The 17,800-nt window shown below is 55.6% G+C and carries 20 protein-coding genes; 3 read left to right on the top strand and 17 right to left on the bottom strand.

The window, feature by feature from the left end:
• Positions 1–236: 236 nt before the first annotated feature.
• The 11 genes from KXG62_RS31290 to KXG62_RS31335 all read right to left on the bottom strand — a co-directional run bounded on the left by KXG62_RS31290 (position 237) and on the right by KXG62_RS31335 (position 10,017).
• Positions 237–383, bottom strand: a complete 147-nt coding sequence (locus tag KXG62_RS31290) for a hypothetical protein (RefSeq protein WP_218095936.1) — start codon at positions 381–383, stop codon at positions 237–239.
• Complete coding sequence (locus tag KXG62_RS31295; protein ID WP_218095937.1) at positions 380–991, bottom strand: SRPBCC domain-containing protein; 612 nt, start codon at positions 989–991, stop codon at positions 380–382. The genes KXG62_RS31290 and KXG62_RS31295 overlap by 4 nt, the downstream gene beginning before the upstream one ends.
• Positions 992–1,068: 77 nt before the next feature.
• A complete protein-coding gene (locus KXG62_RS31300) occupies positions 1,069–2,037 on the bottom strand; it encodes a helix-turn-helix transcriptional regulator (protein WP_218095938.1) in 969 nt (322 codons plus the stop codon).
• A 166-nt stretch (positions 2,038–2,203) separates the two neighbouring features.
• On the bottom strand, positions 2,204–2,317 hold the full coding sequence (locus KXG62_RS34300) for a YjcZ family sporulation protein (RefSeq protein WP_246627728.1): 114 nt from the start codon (positions 2,315–2,317) through the stop codon (positions 2,204–2,206).
• A gap of 120 nt (positions 2,318–2,437) precedes the next feature.
• On the bottom strand, positions 2,438–4,375 hold the full coding sequence (locus KXG62_RS31305; protein ID WP_218095939.1) for a TOMM precursor leader peptide-binding protein: 1,938 nt from the start codon (positions 4,373–4,375) through the stop codon (positions 2,438–2,440).
• Positions 4,372–5,916 carry a hypothetical protein gene (locus KXG62_RS31310; RefSeq protein ID WP_218095940.1) on the bottom strand — a complete coding sequence of 515 codons (1,545 nt, stop codon included), beginning with the start codon at positions 5,914–5,916 and terminating at the stop codon, positions 4,372–4,374. The genes KXG62_RS31305 and KXG62_RS31310 overlap by 4 nt, the downstream gene beginning before the upstream one ends.
• A 355-nt stretch (positions 5,917–6,271) precedes the next feature.
• Positions 6,272–7,069, bottom strand: a complete 798-nt coding sequence (locus KXG62_RS31315; protein ID WP_218095957.1) for a CAP domain-containing protein — start codon at positions 7,067–7,069, stop codon at positions 6,272–6,274.
• Between the two features lie 363 nt (positions 7,070–7,432).
• Entirely contained in the window at positions 7,433–7,798 is a 366-nt protein-coding gene (locus tag KXG62_RS31320; RefSeq protein ID WP_218095941.1) for a DUF4180 domain-containing protein, read from the bottom strand.
• Between the two features lie 41 nt (positions 7,799–7,839).
• Positions 7,840–8,199 (bottom strand): GIY-YIG nuclease family protein, encoded by a 360-nt coding sequence (locus tag KXG62_RS31325; RefSeq protein WP_218095942.1) that lies wholly within the window; start codon positions 8,197–8,199, stop codon positions 7,840–7,842.
• A 44-nt stretch (positions 8,200–8,243) separates the two neighbouring features.
• Positions 8,244–8,723, bottom strand: coding sequence for a DUF6530 family protein (locus KXG62_RS31330; RefSeq protein WP_218095943.1), 480 nt, complete (start codon positions 8,721–8,723; stop codon positions 8,244–8,246).
• Between the two features lie 622 nt (positions 8,724–9,345).
• Positions 9,346–10,017 carry an O-methyltransferase gene (locus tag KXG62_RS31335; RefSeq protein WP_218095944.1) on the bottom strand — a complete coding sequence of 224 codons (672 nt, stop codon included), beginning with the start codon at positions 10,015–10,017 and terminating at the stop codon, positions 9,346–9,348.
• A gap of 131 nt (positions 10,018–10,148) precedes the next feature.
• Here KXG62_RS31335 and KXG62_RS31340 point away from each other — a divergent pair, with 131 nt between their 5' ends.
• Positions 10,149–11,051: a LysR family transcriptional regulator gene (locus KXG62_RS31340; protein WP_218095945.1), complete on the top strand. Its 903-nt coding sequence runs from the start codon at positions 10,149–10,151 to the stop codon at positions 11,049–11,051.
• Positions 11,052–11,112: 61 nt separating this feature from the next.
• On the opposite strand, the gene KXG62_RS31345 is transcribed toward KXG62_RS31340, so the two are convergent.
• From KXG62_RS31345 to KXG62_RS31360, 4 genes are all read right to left on the bottom strand, one after another.
• Positions 11,113–12,000, bottom strand: a complete 888-nt coding sequence (locus KXG62_RS31345) for a fructose bisphosphate aldolase (RefSeq protein WP_218095958.1) — start codon at positions 11,998–12,000, stop codon at positions 11,113–11,115.
• A gap of 94 nt (positions 12,001–12,094) precedes the next feature.
• The gene (locus tag KXG62_RS31350) at positions 12,095–12,532 is read right to left on the bottom strand and encodes an SRPBCC family protein (protein WP_218095946.1); all 438 of its coding nucleotides are present in this window, start codon (positions 12,530–12,532) and stop codon (positions 12,095–12,097) included.
• Between the two features lie 49 nt (positions 12,533–12,581).
• Positions 12,582–13,103: an SRPBCC domain-containing protein gene (locus tag KXG62_RS31355; RefSeq protein ID WP_218095947.1), complete on the bottom strand. Its 522-nt coding sequence runs from the start codon at positions 13,101–13,103 to the stop codon at positions 12,582–12,584.
• Positions 13,100–13,429, bottom strand: a complete 330-nt coding sequence (locus tag KXG62_RS31360) for an ArsR/SmtB family transcription factor (RefSeq protein WP_246627729.1) — start codon at positions 13,427–13,429, stop codon at positions 13,100–13,102. Before KXG62_RS31360 ends, KXG62_RS31355 begins: the two co-directional genes overlap by 4 nt.
• A gap of 228 nt (positions 13,430–13,657) precedes the next feature.
• Here KXG62_RS31360 and KXG62_RS31365 point away from each other — a divergent pair, with 228 nt between their 5' ends.
• Positions 13,658–14,110 carry a MarR family winged helix-turn-helix transcriptional regulator gene (locus KXG62_RS31365; RefSeq protein ID WP_218095949.1) on the top strand — a complete coding sequence of 151 codons (453 nt, stop codon included), beginning with the start codon at positions 13,658–13,660 and terminating at the stop codon, positions 14,108–14,110.
• Between the two features lie 119 nt (positions 14,111–14,229).
• Positions 14,230–15,042 (top strand): NAD(P)H-binding protein, encoded by an 813-nt coding sequence (locus KXG62_RS31370; RefSeq protein ID WP_218095950.1) that lies wholly within the window; start codon positions 14,230–14,232, stop codon positions 15,040–15,042.
• Positions 15,043–15,166: 124 nt separating this feature from the next.
• On the opposite strand, the gene KXG62_RS31375 is transcribed toward KXG62_RS31370, so the two are convergent.
• Both KXG62_RS31375 and KXG62_RS31380 read right to left on the bottom strand, forming a co-directional pair.
• A complete protein-coding gene (locus KXG62_RS31375; RefSeq protein ID WP_218095951.1) occupies positions 15,167–16,738 on the bottom strand; it encodes a helix-turn-helix domain-containing protein in 1,572 nt (523 codons plus the stop codon).
• Between the two features lie 52 nt (positions 16,739–16,790).
• Positions 16,791–17,786: an ABC transporter substrate-binding protein gene (locus KXG62_RS31380; RefSeq protein WP_218095952.1), complete on the bottom strand. Its 996-nt coding sequence runs from the start codon at positions 17,784–17,786 to the stop codon at positions 16,791–16,793.
• Between the last annotated feature and the right edge of the window lie 14 nt (positions 17,787–17,800).

The following is a 17,800-nucleotide window of genomic DNA, read 5'->3' on the forward strand; positions in this document are numbered from 1 at the left end:
TACTTCATTTTGAGCGCCTCTTTCGTATGTGGGTTTTGTTCTTGCCGGAACGTTTCCCAGTATACAAGAGGGGCTTTTTGCGTTCAAAGCTCAAATTACTTCATTACAGGAATGGCTCCTTGATTGGTATCGCAGGCTCAATATACCATACAACGAGGCAAGACATTTCTTATCGATTGCCAAGCTGACTTGAAACACCGGGACACCTATGCAATTCGCCGGAGGCGAGCTTTAATTTAGCCGATGGACCATCTCGAACGCATTGCCGCAAGGGTCCCGGAAAACGTACGGCAAAATCCTAACGCGTGAAGCATATTTTCATAGAACGGGCGGGCTTGCTCCCAGGAGTGTACCCTCACATCGATATGGCTGAATTTGTTCATTGCACGGCCTCCGCATGGTTTTTGACATGGACCAGCGCTTGTTCCCAATGCCGCTTCATGACATCCCTCATATAAACGTCCTCCAGCATCTCCTGATGCAGCGCGATCGTCGTCTTGCCTGAGCTTGTCGACAACAAATATATTTGCAGCCGTGACGCCTTGTCCCACTCCGGGCGCTTCCAGGTCATGCGAAGCTTCTGGAGCGGCACAACGACCGTCAGTTTGCCGGAGACTCCTTCTTCAGAGACGAATTCATACCCTTTTTGCCACTGCATCGCGGACACAGTCCCGATCCAGAGCTTCATGCCTTGCGGGGAGGTCAGAAAATGCCATGCCTGCTCCTTCGTCATCTCCATCGTTCTTCGCACGCCGATTTGAACGCCTGCATCCTTCGTCACACCGACGGGGATGCGGCCCAATACTTCGCCGTACATGGCGGCGAGCCATTCGGCCCACTCCTCCGGGACGCCGTAGTACCCGCCAATGTGCTCTTTGATCCGCTCGTGCGACCATAACGAGTCCACCGTCTGTTGAAGCTGCGTCACCCATTGCTCCCACGACAATCCTGTCGCTTCCTTCACAGCCTGTCTGAATGTAGAGCCGATCATCTGCGTGTTCCTCCTTCGATTGCGTATACCGTTATTATAGAACGAAAACACTGACAAACCCGGCCAGTGTTTTCTCGTTACGTTCGATAATGCTGCGCCAGCGATTCGGCGATTTCCGCCAAGCATTCTTTCAAATCCTGGGGTTCCAATATTTGGATTTTCCCTCCGAAGGATAACAAATAATAAGGCGCGTGCATATACAAGCTCTGCTCGTCCAGCTTGAAATGCGCCGAAGCCGGGGTACGCTCGACCAACGTACGGGCAAACAGCCAATGGCCGCATAAATCGTTGATCGCCTGCGGAAGTCCTTGAATATGAACCGATACGAGATAAGCGTCCGTCCCGGTATCCGTCTCCGGGAGCAAACTTTCCAGTAATGAGTCCCTCGCGGAAAAAGAAGGCGGACGCACGAACCCGGATCCAGCGTCGCGGATGCCGCCGATGCGGTCAACGCGAAAGTGACGAATCTCGCCCCGCAAATGGCAGAAGCCGACGGCATACCATTTGTCTTTCCAGTTGACGAGACCGTAAGGATCGAATCGGCGCGTCGATCCCGCCCCTTCGTAGCCCGCATAGTAATCCAGCTCAAGGCTCGTCTGCGCATCCGCCGCCTGCTCAATGGCCAGCAGCTTCGGAGCCAGCTGCGCATTTTCCGGTGGATGGACGACCTCAACCCGCGCCTCCTGCGCATCAAGCCGCCTGGACTGCTCGGCCTCGGTGTACCGCTTGATTTTGGTTACCGCCCGGTTGAGCGCCTGCTCGTACGGATAGCCGGACTCGCGGGCGAATTGGGCCGCATGGAGAAGCGACTTCTGCTCGTCCGCGTCGAAGAACAGCGGATCGAGCTTGAAGTTCCCGGGAATATAGTACCCGCCGTCGCGGCCGGTTTCCGCTACGATCGGCACGCCGCTGACGCACAGGGCGTCGATACACCGGTACACGGTGCGAATATGAATCTCCAGCTCCTGGGCCAGCTGATTTGCCGACATTTTGCGCCGGGCGCGCAGCAGCATCAGGATGCTGAGCATATGTTCCGCTTTGGACATGTTCATTCCTCGATTTCCGGGGGATTCGCAGTCTTGCTTCGTTCATTGTAGCATAAACGGAAAGCTGCAGATCATTTGCGGCAGCATGCCGGAATAACAAAAAGACGGCATCGCTGCCGCCCGCTATGTAGGGAGGAGCCAGGAGGAGCCCCTGACTCTATCGCAATTAGATGACAAATGCACGAGAAACGATGACCAGCAAAATGAAAAGCACGAGAATTACACCCGTAGTCGTAAACGCGCCTGCGCAGCTACCTACTCCACCAAGTCCCAGTCCCATAATAACGCCCTCCCTCCTGGTTTATGCTAAAGTGTATGAAAGGATCGCGCTTCGGGATTGGACGCTTTGACAAAAATGTGCAAATATAACGGCGATCGCTCCGAGGTGTCCGGTATACGCCTAAGGAAACGGATGCGGATCAGGATTCAGCTCCTGCGGCGTCAGCCGGCGCGGCGCGTAGCCGAGCCTCGCCGGCACCTCGAGCAACCGGTCCATACCGGCCAGCCGGCGGAGGCGGTGGCCGAACGTCATCGGCAGCATCCCGGGGATGAGCACCTTCGCGCAGTACAAGCCGTTGCGGAGCGTCTCGCCGGACGATTGATCGATCGCAATGACATCCATCTGCAGGCTGTGAAACGTTTGAAGCGTCTGCCGCAAGTCGTCGGTTAGATCCTGATGTGCCGCAGCGGCCGGAAACGATTGCGCGAATGTATGAACAGGGCGGGCTTCGTCCAGCAAAAATCGCAGCCGTTCCTCCACTTGCGGCAAGCTGTACAGCAGCGCATGATCCTCCATCTGCTCCACCAACAGCGCATCGCCGGCCATCGCTTCGGCTTCCGCCCCCCGCTCCTTCCGGCGCATTTCGACCATCGGAATCGTACCCGCCAGCTCGAATATGGCGCTTTTGGCCGCACGCACCGGATCGAGATGAGCCCCCGCCGCGCACACCAGATTCGCGCCTTGCGCCGCTTCGCCTTTGGCCAGCGCCCATTGGCTCGGAATGCCATTCTCCGTCGTCGTATTGAACAACTGCACCCGGTAGCCGGTGACCGCTTCGAGCCGCTGAATCATCATTGTCAGCTCCCGATCCCCGGACGAACGGTAATCGAGCCGCGGCACCGGCATACGGGCATACCAGGTCATCAGGAAGGAATCCCGTTCGACCACCTCGAAAATTCCGTACAAAATCGCTTCTTCCAGACTTCCTCCCACCGCACTGCCGTTCGACGTTTCGTACACGAAGCCGCCGCCGAAGCCGAGAGAGTAATAAGCGAGCAGCTCGGGGACAAGAATCGGCCGCTGCTGCGCAAACGAATAGCCCCATACCCAATCGATCTCGGCCTCCGGGTCGAAGGGCGTAAAAGGAAAATCCGGCTCATCGTAATGCTCCTGCGCATGAAGTCCTACCTTGGAGGGGTCCATCGCGTCTTCGCGCAGCCGGGAATAGCTGCCGGACACGACCGTTCGCTTGCCGCGGGCGGTCATCCCGCAAAACCGCTCCAGCCCTTCCAGAATAGCGGCAAGCCCGCTGTCCGCATACGTAAGCGAGCGGCCTCCCGTTACTTCATCGTGGTATCCGAGCGGAAGATTGACGGCCACTCCGGCAAACGCCGATACCAGGTCATCACCCTTGTCGTTGAACATGCCGGTGCGGCGGTCCCAGTATTCCTTGAACAACACCTGCCGCAGCTCGTTCTTCGCACGGCAGCGGAAGCTGTCTCCGACTTTAAGGCTGGGCTGGAGCCGGATTTGCGCCACTTCCGGCGTATCGTCTGGCAATCGGCCGCACACCGGACAAGCGCTGTCAGGCAGTATATAATGAAGCGACGCGCTTAGATCGCGAAGCTGAATCAAATACATGTATCCATTATCCGTATTCGGTCTGTCGCCCCGCAGCACCTTGGCCGCTTCCTCGGCAATCATCTGGGCCATATAGCCGAGTCCCGGCAGTGATACCGCATCGGCATAGCCGGGAACGTAATCGGGCGAAACGAGCCGCATCAACGACTCCTCCGCTTCTTGACGGTTGCTTCCCGCCAAGGAGCGGCGTGTTTCCGCACATTGCGGGCAGCCGGCCCGCTCCGGACGATGCAGGGGTCCGATAACGCCTTCGCCCATGGAAATATAGGCGCACAGCCATGGAATACCCCGCGGCTCCAGCTTCTCCAGCGCTTCGTCCCGCAACGGGGCGCCCTCTTCCTCCTCCACCACCAACGCCAGCCGAGCCTCCGGCAGCTCTTCGCCGAAATCCGGCCTGCGAATGACCGGGAAGCCGGACAAGCGGCTGCAAACCTCATCCGCAAGCGTCCCCGCCCCTATGACGATTACCGTATTCAAGGGGAGCCCTCCTCTCCGATCGCAACCGCGTACGTGACGAACGGTCCTGTCCCGAGATACGATTCATTTCTCAAGTCGAACAGCTCCAGGCGTTTCCCTGTATGCTCCAACTGCCTTACGGCTGAACGCAGCAAGGCGGCATGCGTCAGCGACTCGACGCCGCCAAACGCGACCGCTTGCTCCGGCGGCTCACTAACGATATCCGGTCCTGACGCTGCCGCATCCGTCCGGGCAAGCGCCTTCTGCAGCGAGCGGCGAAGCGCGAGGGTCGCGTGCAGTTCGACGCTGCCGTACCATGACGAGCCCGAATTCACCCACAGCACCGGAAAACCGAACAGCGGCTCGCCGGAGACAATCCGGGGATCTCCACCGGTCAACTGCAGCGCTTGCCAATAATACCGGCAGCGCGCATCTTCGATCTGCGTGCATCGGATCGGCGAAGCCCGCCGCCGGGCGGAAGCTTGCCGCCGATTCCACATTCGGGATAAGCAGTCGACAAGGCCTCGTCCCATCGCTTCGGCGGCGGTGCATCCCGCGCCGATGCCGATATGCCCGAGCCGCGATGCCGGCCTTTCGGGGAAAAAGAGCGGAAGCATGCGCCGGGCATAGGCTTCCAGTCCGGCCAAGCCCGATTCGCGCCTCGCCTCCTCATGCGTCAAGCCGCTGCGCACAAGCGGCGGCAGCAGCCCCGCCGCTCCCTCCGCCAGCGGGTCCACAGGCTGCACGAGACACTGTGCCAGCGGCAGTTGGATCAGATCGGCCTCCTCCCATGCATGGAATACGCCGGTGACCGGCGAAGTCAGCCGCTGCAATGCGGCAAACCATGCTTCCGGTTCGGCAGGGTCGAGGTCGGCCTCCAAGCCAAGCTCAAATGCCGCCGGACGGACCGCCTCCAAGCCGGATGCCAGCGGATGCGGCAGCACCGGATGCCAGCTTCCGGTGAATGCATCCAGCTCCATCACGTAACATGCATCCACACAGTTCGGCTCCTTCGCTCCCGCAGTCACCAACTGCCATTCATGCACCAGCATATACGACAACAACGCAAGAGCAGATTCGTAGCATGGACGCGGCGTCTCATCCGCTGGAAATACAGACGAATGGAGGCGTCTCCACGCCGACTCCCATAAGCCGCTCCCGTCAGGCCGAAGCAGCGGACCTGCCATGCCGATGCCTTGCAGCACAACGGCAGGCAGCATCGATTTGCCTTCCGCTGCGCAGGCATGCTGAAGCTGCCGAAGCTCTTCCACATCTCCCGAAGACGATACGTACAAAACAAACGAGTACGGCCGCACAAGCGTCCGCCAATCGCGCTCACCGCCGTCCGATGCTGTCGCGATCTGCAGCAAAGCTTCCTTGCCGCCGCGCCGCGCGTCTTCCCCAAGCTGTGAGAGAACGGCCGCATCGGCAGGCTGTGAGCCGGTGACACACACTGCGAGCCGGGATGCGCCGGATTCGAACCAGGCTTTCACAAGCGACAGCAGCATAGGCCCGGACCCGATCGCAAGCACGCCCGCTTCTTCCGTTTCTTGAACAGACATCGCTCCTTTTCTCCTTTCCTGGCTTTCACAAGCGCAAAAAGGCCCAGCCCAAGCCGTACAACCGGTGGACACACGCCCGTGCGGTCGCATTTATTTTACAACTTATGTATTCGTCTTGAAGCGTATGACTAAGCTGGCGACCGCCTCCTGCGGCATGCGTTGGTTCTTCGCATGGCTGCGTCCCGTCAAGAAAGCCGATGTTGAACGTGTGAGCGACAGCTGGGGGAGCCGTTGCCGCTGCTGCCCTTACCTTTGCCTTTCCGTTTACAGGACAAAAGAAAAAAACACGTCGCATGGACGTGTCGGACGAATGCCCCAAGGGGGACAAGCTGCTGCGGATATTTGTGATTTCTTTTTATCCGATAAATTCTTGAACCCATTCGGAGTTATAATAAGCAATACCGATCTGCGTATAGCTGCTGTTCAAAATATTAGCCCGGTGACCGGGGCTGTTCATCCACTGGTTCATCACTTCGGCCGGGCTCGTCTGGCCTTTGGCAATGTTCTCTCCCGCCGTGCTGTAAGTGATCCCGAACGACTTCATCATATCGAACGGCGAGCCGTACGTCGGAGACTGATGGTCAAAGTAGTTGTTGTTATACATATCCTGCGCTTTGGCCATCGCCACCTTGTTCAGCCCGCTGTGCATGCTGAGCGGACTCAAGCCTGCCTTTTTGCGTTCCTGATTCACCAAATCCAATACTTGCTGCGCAAATTGGGAGGCATCGGCGGACGGCTGCGGATTCGCCGGCTGCTTCGGTACGTATGACTGCTGAGGATTGGCCGACTGCGGCGGGTTATACGGCTGCGGCGAAGGCTGCTGCGGAGTATACGGCTGTTGCGGAACTGCCGAAGGCTGCTGTGGGGTATACGTCTGCGGCGCATTCGCGGAAGGGTTCGCCGGGGCGGGTCCCGTTCCGTTCAACCGATTGAACCAGTCCATCCAGTTGGTCGTATCGGCAGGGGCCTGCTTGATCTTGATCGTTGAACTTCCCGCGCCCGATGTTGATATGGACGATGCTTGGGTGAAGGATTGAGCCTTATTCGGCGCCGTAACCTTGGTCTGATCGGCCGCGGCTTGCTTTTTCGCCGTATTTTGGCCCGTACATCCGGCAACGGCTAGCAGTGCGGCAAGAACGAGTAGCTTTTTAATAATAAGACCTCCCGACTATAAAAATGTAGTGGATTAAGCTGTCGAACAAAGTTTTTGCAAAATAGCTTGGCGCTATTCCCGAGCCGATGTGGCAAAATCGAGAAAGAAGACAAAACAACAAAACCGCCCCGGGAAGGGCGGTCGCAGCGGTCATCCATTAACTTTCAGCTTATTTTCAGGCTATATTCATCTAACTTCGGTACAATGGTTGGTACTCCGCTCCTCCCTACAGCGGCCTGTGTTGCCGATTCGCCAGGGCAAAGGCGATGATTCGGGCGCTGCTGTTCCTGTACCCGCGGCTTCGGCGGTTAAGGAGCGGATCGAAGGCGCATGCCGCCCGCGTTATAAGCGGCGGCGAAGGTTTTAAATGGAGCCCAGCTTATCGATCGCTGCCTGCTCCGTCGGCAGAAAGAATATATCTTTGCCGCTGTTGCATTCATACATGAAGTCTTTGAAGCTGCGACTTGTGTATTCCGAGAAATCGCCAACAAAAGCGACCTTTGCGCGGTAATTGATAAACTTCTGGAGAATGTCCCCGGCCAGCCGCGTCTTCAGGTCGAAAAAATGCTCGTTCAGCAGCGATTTATGAATGACGATGCGGTCGCTATCCGCTTCATATCGAACCGTTGCCATAAGATCCAGCGCGGACTGAACGTCACTAATCACGATCTCACTGCCGCTTACGAGGGCGATAGGGCCTTTGCCGCTTGCTACTTGAGATATATTCATGCTTATCCTCCTTCAAGATCAGCCTATTGCTTTCCAGGCCGTTATTCGGCGGGAACCTTGTGGTATCCCTTGTCCCCATAGGGCTGCAGCTGCTCAAACCACGGCTTGAGAATTTGCTTCAATTCCCAGCGCATATCGGTCACTTTCTCCGTATCCTTGCGTTCCAATTCTTCATATGAGAACGTATCGGACCCGAATTCCTTCCATTCCTTTTGCAGCTGCGCGTTGGCGAACCTGCCCATGTCGAGCTGCATCGTAATCGTCATCCATTTGTTTTTCAAATTCGAATGACTGTCGATATACATTTTGCCGTTCACTTTGTTCGTGATGCGGATGACACCCATATAAGTCTTGATCTGCTTGAACTCTTCCAGCAGCTCCTTGCGCTTGCTCTTATCCATCTTCTCGTCTCCTCCCGCGATGTTAACCGGCGCCAGGCCGATGCTTAGTAGCCCATTTCCTTCAACAAGCTCGACAGCGTGCGAAGCCTTTCCCCGAGCAGCTCGCCGTCGTCGCTGAGCGCTTGGCTGAACAGCTTGATATCCTCGTTAATTTTGTCATTGTCCGTACATATGGCGACGTTCATTGCATCTCCCTGCAAACCGACGCGATCGATCAGCGGTTGATTCGGGTCGTACATATGCTCGTAACGGTACGCCTCGCGGAAATGCTCCAGCGAGCGGCAGATCAGGATCGACAAATCGAGGACGCGATGCAGCGGCAGCTCTTCCGATTGACGCGACCACTTCTCTCCGGTATATCGCCATACTTTGGCCGAAATATCGACTTTTCCCCGATCGTTCCATTGAGCCAGCCCCAATGAAAGGCCTTTGGCATCCGTATGATTGGCCATCCGGCCGTCAACCTGCTCATAATTATCCGATACGATGACAGGCTTATGTTTTAATGTCGTTGGAATTTTCATCTTGAGAGCCTCTTTTCAATTATTCATTTACTAATTTAGTAATTTACTAAATCACTCGTTCATTATATCCTCCATACTCCCCCTCGTCAACCAGTTACCGTCTCCAACCTTTTCCATTGGTGAAAAGGGCTGTGCGGTCGCGAAGCGATTTCGCTGCTTCGTAGCCCGTCAATCTCCGTATGTGCAAGGTGGGTCCTGCCTATCCGCGTTCACCCTCCAGATAAAATAAAAAGCCGTCCATATGGACGACCTATACATATAATATGGGTGTAGAACTGAAATTGGGCGGCAGGCATCCTCCGGAAAAGAGGTCATGCCTATGCATCTTTTTACGTTTAACGATTTGTTGGTATTCGGGATGTTTATTCTCGCGCTGCTGACGTTCTTGAGACGTAAATAACCCGCCCAGTTTAGTCGCCAAGGATGCGGGTTATTCAGTCTTTTCCGGTATTTCCACTCGGAGGAGTACCCGCCCAAGTGTTATGCAGGGAGTCGGCTGGCACCGGCTCCTGTTCTTATTTATATCCTACTCTACCTGATTTATAACGTCAAGGCTTCGCTACACAGCAGAAAAGGAAGGCTATTTATTATCGTAGTTATCGAAACCTAGAGGAACGACAGTTCAGCCGTTTACAATGCCGATGGCGAAGCCGTCATATCCTTTGCTGCCCACGGTTTGGATCGCGGTTGCGGTGATGTCTGGGTGCTGTCCCAGCAGGTCGTAAAACTGTCTGACTCCTTGCACGCGCGGGTCGGTGCTGTACTGCTCGATGATCTCCCCGCCGCGCACAACATTATCGCCGATGATGACGGTCCCCGGCCGGGAAAAGCGAAGCGCCCACTGCAGATAGGCGGGATTGTTCGGCTTGTCGGCGTCGATGAAGATGAGATCGAACGGCTCCGCCTGCTCTTGCTCGAGCAAGGTGAATTGATCCAGCGCCGCGCCAACGCGAACTTCCACCAAATGGTCGAGGCCGGCAAGCGCAAGATTGGAGCAGGCCACCTCGGCAAATCCAGGATTCAGCTCGAGGGTAACCAAACGGCCGCCTTCCGGCAGCGCCCGTGCAAGCCATATGGTGCTGTACCCGCCTAACGTGCCGATCTCGAGAATACGCTCGGCCCGCTGCATTCTTGCCCAAATGTGCAGCAGTTTCCCCTGATTCGGGGAGACGTCGATCTCCGGGAGACCCGCCTTCCGGTTTGCGGCCAGCACCTGCTCCAGCACGTCGTCCTGCGGGTGGAGACGCTTCGTAATATAGGTATCGACCTTGCTCCAGGTTTCTAGTGAAGTCATATCGATCACTTCTCCTTATCGTCATTTGAACTTCTGCTTTCAGTTTAAATGACTTATAATCATAAATATAATATATAGTTTTGTACGACCTATATATTTTAAGTATGATTCTATGGATAAGGAGTACGGCCATGAATCTGCATGCCTTGCGCTTGTTTCATGTGATCGCCGCGACCGGCAGCGTCACTCGCGCTTCCGAGCTGCTGAACATCAGTCAGCCCGCCATTACGGCACAGGTAAAAAAATTCGAGAAAGAGCTATCCCTTACGCTCCTCAAGCCGCAGGGCCGCGGAATCGCGCTGACTGACGCAGGCGAGACGATCGCTATGCTGGCGAAGCGGCTTTTTGCCGTCGAGCAGCAAATCGAGCAGTATGCGCAGGATTACGCCGCAGGCGCCATGGGTCATATTCATATTGCCGCCACGTACTTGCCGGCCCATTATTTGATACCGACCTGGATCGCCAAATTCAAGCAGCAGTACGAGCAGGTCGAAATGGAGATTACGACGACCAATTCCAGCGACGCGCTCCATAAGCTGCTTCACGCCGAGGTCGATCTGGCGATCTACGGCGGCTTGCCCGAAGCGTACCCGGACACGATTGAGACCGAGCATTTGTTTCACGATGAGCTGTGGTTTGTCGTCGCTCCAGGCCATCGCTATGCCAATCAGACGATCTCGCTCGCAGATATGGTGAAGGAGCCGTTCGTGATGCGGGAAGAAGGCAGCTCCACGCGCGAAAGGCTGCTTGCGCTCTGCCGAACGTATAACGCTCCTTCTCCGCGGATTACGCTGCAGTTCAACGGCTTGCATGAAGCGATCCAGGCCGTGGTGGCCGGCTATGGCGCCAACTTCGTCTCTTCGCTCGTCGTGCGAGACTACGTGGATCGGGGCGAGCTGTGCCGCGTGCACGTGGAAGGCATTCATCTGCGGAACATGATCGCGATCTGCACGCGCAAGCGGGAACCGCTATCCGCCGCGGCAAGCCACTTGATTGAAATGATCCGCCGCAATCCGTTTGTCCGCCGAACATAAAGAAGCCGCCTGCGCCTAAGCCCGAGGGCTGGTAGCAAGCGGCGTATGCGGCGGTCATGCATCAGGTGATGGATGCCTCATAGATCGACTGGATGGAACGAGCTAACATGGCGTTGAACTGCTCGTCCGACTGCTGAGCGGTTAACCCTTCCGACAAAGCCCGCGAGAAGCTGGCGATCAAGCCGTGGTGAAGGCCTAGCTTCTCATTCGCTTCCGCTTGGCCGTACCCTCCAGATAAAGCGACAATGCGAACCACATGCGGGTCGTCCATCAAATCGCGGTAAAAATCCGTTTCCGTCGGAATCGACAGCTTCAGCATCACTTTGGTGTCGCTGCTCAGGGCAGCGAGCTGCTTGCGAAGCTCTTCCTTCAGCAGCTGCTCCGATTGCTTCTTATCCGCACTGTAAATATCGACCTCCGGCTCAATGATCGGAACGAGCCCCATCGATACGATGCGTTTGCCTACGTCAAACTGCTGCTCTACGACGCTCCGGATACCTGCCGGGTTCGCTTCTTTAATGACCGAGCGCATCTTTGTCCCGAAAATATGCTTGTCTACCGCGCGCTGGAGCAGGCTATCCAGATCGGGCATCGGCTTCATGAGCTGCACGCCGTCCTTCAGCTCGTCGAGCCCTTTGTCGACCTTCAAAAAGGGCACGATGCCTTTGCGTTCCCACAAATAATCCGCGGTAAACTGCCCGTCGATCATGCGGTCCATCGTATTTTCGAATAATATCGCGCCTAAAATATACTTCGCGTCAAATGCCGGACTTTTTATAATGCGCGTCCTCATGTCGTGGACCCGCTCAAACATTTGCTCCTCGTTAGCATAGCTGCTTTCCTGAACGCCATACTGCAGCAGCGCCTTGGGCGTGCTTCCGCCGCTCTGGTCCAGTGCCGCGATGAAGCCTTTACCCGTATGAATGCGATTCAACTGTTCCTGATTCAATGCCAATGCCCCTTCCTGCTTATGGAATACTCCCAATATAATATTGCCTGCAAGCAGCGGCAAAATGCAAGCGGACCCGGAATGCAGGGACGCGTCATTCTTTTACAAGTCCCGCTCTTAACGTCGTAACGCCAAATTCCAAATAAGCTTTCAGGCACGTTAGCATATAAACCCAGCCTTCTTTGTTGCCGATCAGCAGCTCGATCAAGTGCTCATCCGTTTCATCAAAGCCTTCCTCGTTCACTTCGATCACCGTGCTTCCGTCATTCGCTTCGTTCAGCGTCATCGTAACCACATGCGCGGCAGCGCCGTAATCCCACTCAAACACAATCTTCCGGTCTTCGACGATCTCGATCACGCGGATATCGCCTTCCGCCCCGTATTCGTCGTATTTCAATGTTACCGTCTTCCCTTGCTCCCATCGCGCAGAGCTGGACGAGAACCAGAAGTTTCCGATCTGGACGGGATCTACGATCGCTTCGAACACTTCATGCGCAGGCTTATATATTCTCATGTTGGAAACATTGTTCATATCCGTTCCCTCTTTTCGTTGAGATCGTGACGATCGTCAGAGTACCTTATTACGATAGCGGAATTCCCAACTGCGCCGCATATTTCACGTACAATGCCTTCCAGCCATGCTGGTAGGCATTATGCCCTACCATTAGGGGCATCTTCTTTCCGGCCAATATGCCGGCAAGCCCTTCCAGACAAAGATGCCATCCCGCCGCATAGGAAGGCGCTTGTTGACGGTCCGCAAACCGGTGCAGCAGCACGAGCAGCGTCCGGTCTCCATCGCGGCTCAGCTCCCAGCGCAGCACGTCGTCACCCCAGCGAAAAACAAGCAAGTACGGCGCATCAACCTCCAGTACATATCCATCCCGCACATCTTCCTCGGGCATATCGATATGAGCCAGCCGTACCGGACCGGCCGAGGTGAGATTCCGATCGGTTGTAAACGGTCCCCAGCTCGGGACTTGATCGGCTTCGGTTAACGCGGCCCATACCTCCTCGCAGTTATGTTCCACCCATCGTTCGAGCACAAGTATCCATTCGTCGCCGTCTTGCGTAAGACGGGGATTGTAGGAAGCTTTGGAATTCACGATTCGTTTCCCTCCCGTGATTTTTTCTTTTGGTCGAGATGTTCAACCAAGGCGTCAACATGCCGATTCCACGTCATCCGGTAGGCGCTGAGCCACTCGTCGACCTCGGCAAGGGGACGAGGATCGATGGAATAGATGCGGCGCTGCGCTTCAATCCGCACCCGTACAAGCCCGCTTTCGCGGAGCGTCCGCAAATGCTTGGATATGAGCGGCTGCGACAGATCAAGGTCCCGGACCAGTTCATTGACGCTGGAATCGGACTGCAAGAGCCTGTCCATAATGCGTCTGCGAGACGGTTCAGCGATGATTGCATAAGTATCAAGCACGGCTCCTCGTTCTCCTTCCTGTCCACAATATAACATATTGGTTATATAACTACAAGTTCATATAATGTCCCGTACCGATGGCTTAAATCAAATGTCCCCCAGCTTCTATGATCTCATTCGCCGCCGCGGCGTTTTTTTCCCCGGAATGGATTGACTTTCCCCGCAAGCTTTTGTACAGTAGATTTAGTTAAGCACTTAACTAATATGAGAGAATGGTGAGGCCATCCCATGCAGAAGGAAGACCTGCAGCAATACGTGCTCGATTTGCCCTTGCACAATCAAGCTTTCTTCGCGCTCGTAGAGACAACAGCCAGACTGGTCGAAGTCTCGGAGAAATATTGGCAGTCCCAAGGGCTCCATGGCGCCCGAATTCGAATATTGGTTGAAATCATGAAGGAGGGAGGTACCATCCTCCCATCAACGCTGGCCCAAAAAATCGGAGTAACCAAGTCGAATATTAGCCTGCTTCTCATTCCTCTGGAAGACGAAGGACTCCTTCGCCGGCATCCTCATCCGAGCGACGGCAGAAAGTGGGTCCTATCCATTACAAGCGAAGGCGAGAATCTCTTACGGCAATATTTGCCCGGCAATCGGCAGGTGATCATGGAAAAGATGCAAGTGCTGAACGAACAGGAACTGAATCAGCTCCTCGTCCTGTTGCATAAATTAAGAAGCTTCTGATTGGAAGGCTGTTCAACACTTGCATGCCTCCAATAAAGCTTCTGTTGAAAAATAAGCAACCGCAGCTTTTTTCAGCCATTTAGTTAAGTCCTTAACTAAAAGAAGGAAGGGTGCCACCCATGTCGATTTTCATTACAGGAGCTAACGGCCAATTAGGCCGCTTGGTCATCAACCGGCTTTTATCGAAGATGCCGCCGGAACACATCATCGCCGGCGTTCGCCGTCTTGAATCAGGGCAACCGTATGCGGAACAAGGAATTTCCGTCCGGCTTTGCGATTACGATCAGCCCGCATCGCTTGAGCCCGCGTTCGCAGGAGTCTCCAAGCTGCTATTCATCTCAAGCTCGCATCACGACGATACCGTGCGTTTGCGCCAGCATGCCCATGTCATTGAAGCGGCGAAAAAATCGAAGGTGGCGCATATGCTGTACACCAGCTTTGCGTTCCCCGAGCAAGGATCCGGTCCGCCCATTCCTTTGCATCTCGCTACAGAGCATGCGATCCGGGCTGCCGGAATCCCCTTTACTTTTTTGCGGAACGCGCTGTACACCGATTTTGTAGGAGCGCTCGACTTGCACGAAGCGATAACGAAGGGGACGCTTCGCATCGCCCCTGGAGATTGGAAGTTCAACTCGGTCACGCGCCAAGATCTCGCCGATGCCAGCGCAGCCGTCCTGTCCGAATCCGGACATCATAACCGAATCTACGAGCTCACCGCGCCCACGCCGTGGACCTTTGAAGATTTGGCGGCCGCTTTATCGAGCCATGCCGCTCAGACCGTCTCCCTGTACCCGGACCCCGAAGTCCGGCATTGGATCTACGGGTTCTTAAGCAAGATCGATACTTCATCGACCTCCGACGATTTGGAACGATTACTCGGGCGTCCGGCCGCCTCTCTGGCACAAAGCATAGCGCCGCTGATCCCGGTATAAACGGCTGAGCGCTTGGGTGAACAATGCGATGCTTGCCGTTGCCAACCCGCTGCTGCTGACTAAGCGGCAGCGGGTTGCTTCTACACCCGCTCGCCGAATCTAAATTCCGTGCGGGGAAGGAAGCTCACCGAGTCAGCAGCAGCAGCATTTCATCGAGATGGCGCTCCAACGTCAACGCATCGTAAAGGCCCCAGCGCCGCTCCACGATATAGACACGCTGATTCACAACGGCCTGCAGACGGTTCCAGGTTTCGCTCTTCAGCATTTCCAGAAATGGCCTGCTGCTTCTGTCTTGGTTCTCGACGGCCATGAATACCCTGTCTCCCGCATATAGGGGAAGGTCTTCCGGTGAAATTTTTCGCCATTTCAGCGGCTTTTCCTTAGCCATCAGCGTCCGGACCGGGTCCGGAGGAACAAAGCCAAGCCCTTCATATAACGTATGACCGAAATTATGGCCGCCGTAAACGTACAGTCCTTTGCGGCAATACACAAAAGCTGCCGCGCTCTCCCCTGGCTGCACGTAAGCCTCTAGCTTCCGGCGTGCGCTAAGCGCCTTGTTCCGGTACGTTTCAATCCATTCCTTGGCCTTGGCGCTTCTGCCGAGCAGCCGACCCAGCTTGCCCAGACGCACATAAATGTCGTCCTGCCAATCCCATAGCGCGGTGGGGGCAATCGCGGCCAAGCAGTCATAATGCTGTCTGGGCATATAACTGGGACATACAATCAGATCGGGCTGCAGGGCAAGCAGCTTCTCCATATCCAGCGGCTCCTCCATGGATTGAATATTCCGCGTCTCTGCGCAGCCCTGTTCCGCCAAGTTACGGTCCGTCCCTATGGGCACAATCCCAAGCGGCAGCAGATCGCCGAGCGAATGCAAGGAACAAATTCGCGCAGCGCGGGATTGGATACGGACAAACCGGGTCGGCGACACCCCGACAGATTGCTTGAATCGTCTGCTGAAATAGTATTCATCTCGAAAGCCAGTCTGCTCGGCAATCTCCTTCAAGCGCTGGCCGGAGCCGACCAGCAGCTGTTTGGCCCGGTCAATCCGCAGCTCGGTCAAATATTGCACCGGCGTCTTGCCGGTCATTGCTTTGAACATGTCGTTATACTTCCATCGGCTCAGCGCCGTTCGTTCCGCCAGTTTCTCGATTCGGATATCCTTCGCATATTCGCGGTTCAAATAATGAATCGTCTCCTCCACTTCCCGCTCAACGCCGAGCGGGGTGCATGCCTGTCGTTGCTCGAGCAGCAGCACGGCCAGCTCCTGAAACCGCGCCTGAAGCCGAAGCAGCACAAGCCCGTCCACCGCCTCCCATTGATCCAGCAAAACGCCGATGCCGGCAGCCCACTCCGCGCAAGCGGAAAATACCATTAACGCTTGCCCGATGAGCGCCGCGGCCGCCTCATTGGCCGTGAACCGAAAATCATATACCTCCAGTTTCCCGTCCATAGAGACATCCGGCTGCAGCCGGACAGCCGTGCGGGGAGGTATGATCACGCAGCCGCCGGGACCAATCGCGTGCATCTCGCCATCGATTTCCAGGTTCGCCCCACACGGCTTGATCCACCAGATTGAATAATGTTCGCACTGCTGACTATACAGCTTCCTCTCATCTTGACAAAGGATCGTGATGTCGAGCAGCGACAAGCTGGGAATCGGACGGGAGGATCGTTCTGATGGTTCGCGCTTCATTGGCGGTAAGCTCCAATTCCTACTCATTTTTGTTCAGCTCGTCAGGCATGGCTTACGGTTTGGTCTTCAACACTTTGGACATTTCGTCCAGAAGCCACTCCAGCGTAACCGAATCGTTAAAAGCCCAGCGGTTGCTAACGACGTAAGCTTGGCCGTTTTTGGCAGCGGGCAGGCTTTTCCAGATGGAGCTTTGCATTAATTCCTCGACGCCTTGGCGAGATGCTTCGTTGGCGTCCTGCGTAACCAGGAAAATATGATCGCCCGCCATTTCCGGCAAGGTCTCCCGGGAAATGGTCAACCAAAGCTTATTTTCATTTTCTTTCGCGGCGAACAGACGCTTCACCGCTTCCGGCGGCTTGAAGCCGAGCGCATCGTACATCGTCGGTCCCAGCCGCTGCGGTCCGTAAAGATACAGCAGCTTATCCTGAAACACGACAAAGGCTGAAGCAGTTTGACCTTTGGCCACGAGCGGAGCAAGCTCCTTTTTCTTTTGTTCCGACTTGTCTTTGTAGCGTTTGATCCAGGCGGCTGCCTCATCCGGCTTACCGATAATATCGCCCAGCGCTGTTATTCTGCTGAATACATCGCTGCTATAGGGCATCGTTACGGTCGGTGCGACTTTCGACAGCCCTTCCAGCGTAGCCGTATCCAGAAAATCGGGCACGATGATCAGATCGGGACCAAGGGAAAGTACCTTTTCCAAGCTGGGAGACGACCCTTGGCCGCCAACATCCTCAACCCCCTTCAACTGCTCCGCTTTCAGTACCTGACGAGCGTTGGCGAAGTTGGTCCCGACCATCGTACCGTTCAGCGACACCATTTCCGGTGCATAAAAATGAGCCACGACCCGCTTCGGCTTTGACGGAATCTCGACCTTTCGGCCTACGGTATCGGTATATATACGGCTTGCTGGTGTCATCCCCTTCTCCGCTTCACGATCCGCCGCAGAAGGCGCAGCCTCCTGCTTGTTCGGAACGCAGGCTGCCAGCACCGATAGGAGCAGCACCGTTAGAACGACAGTGCATAACCGTCTCCTGAGAACATCCACGCCAAACTCTCCTT

The organism is Paenibacillus solanacearum (assembly GCF_910593845.1).
Taxonomy (GTDB): Bacteria; Bacillota; Bacilli; order Paenibacillales; family NBRC-103111; genus Paenibacillus_G; species Paenibacillus_G solanacearum.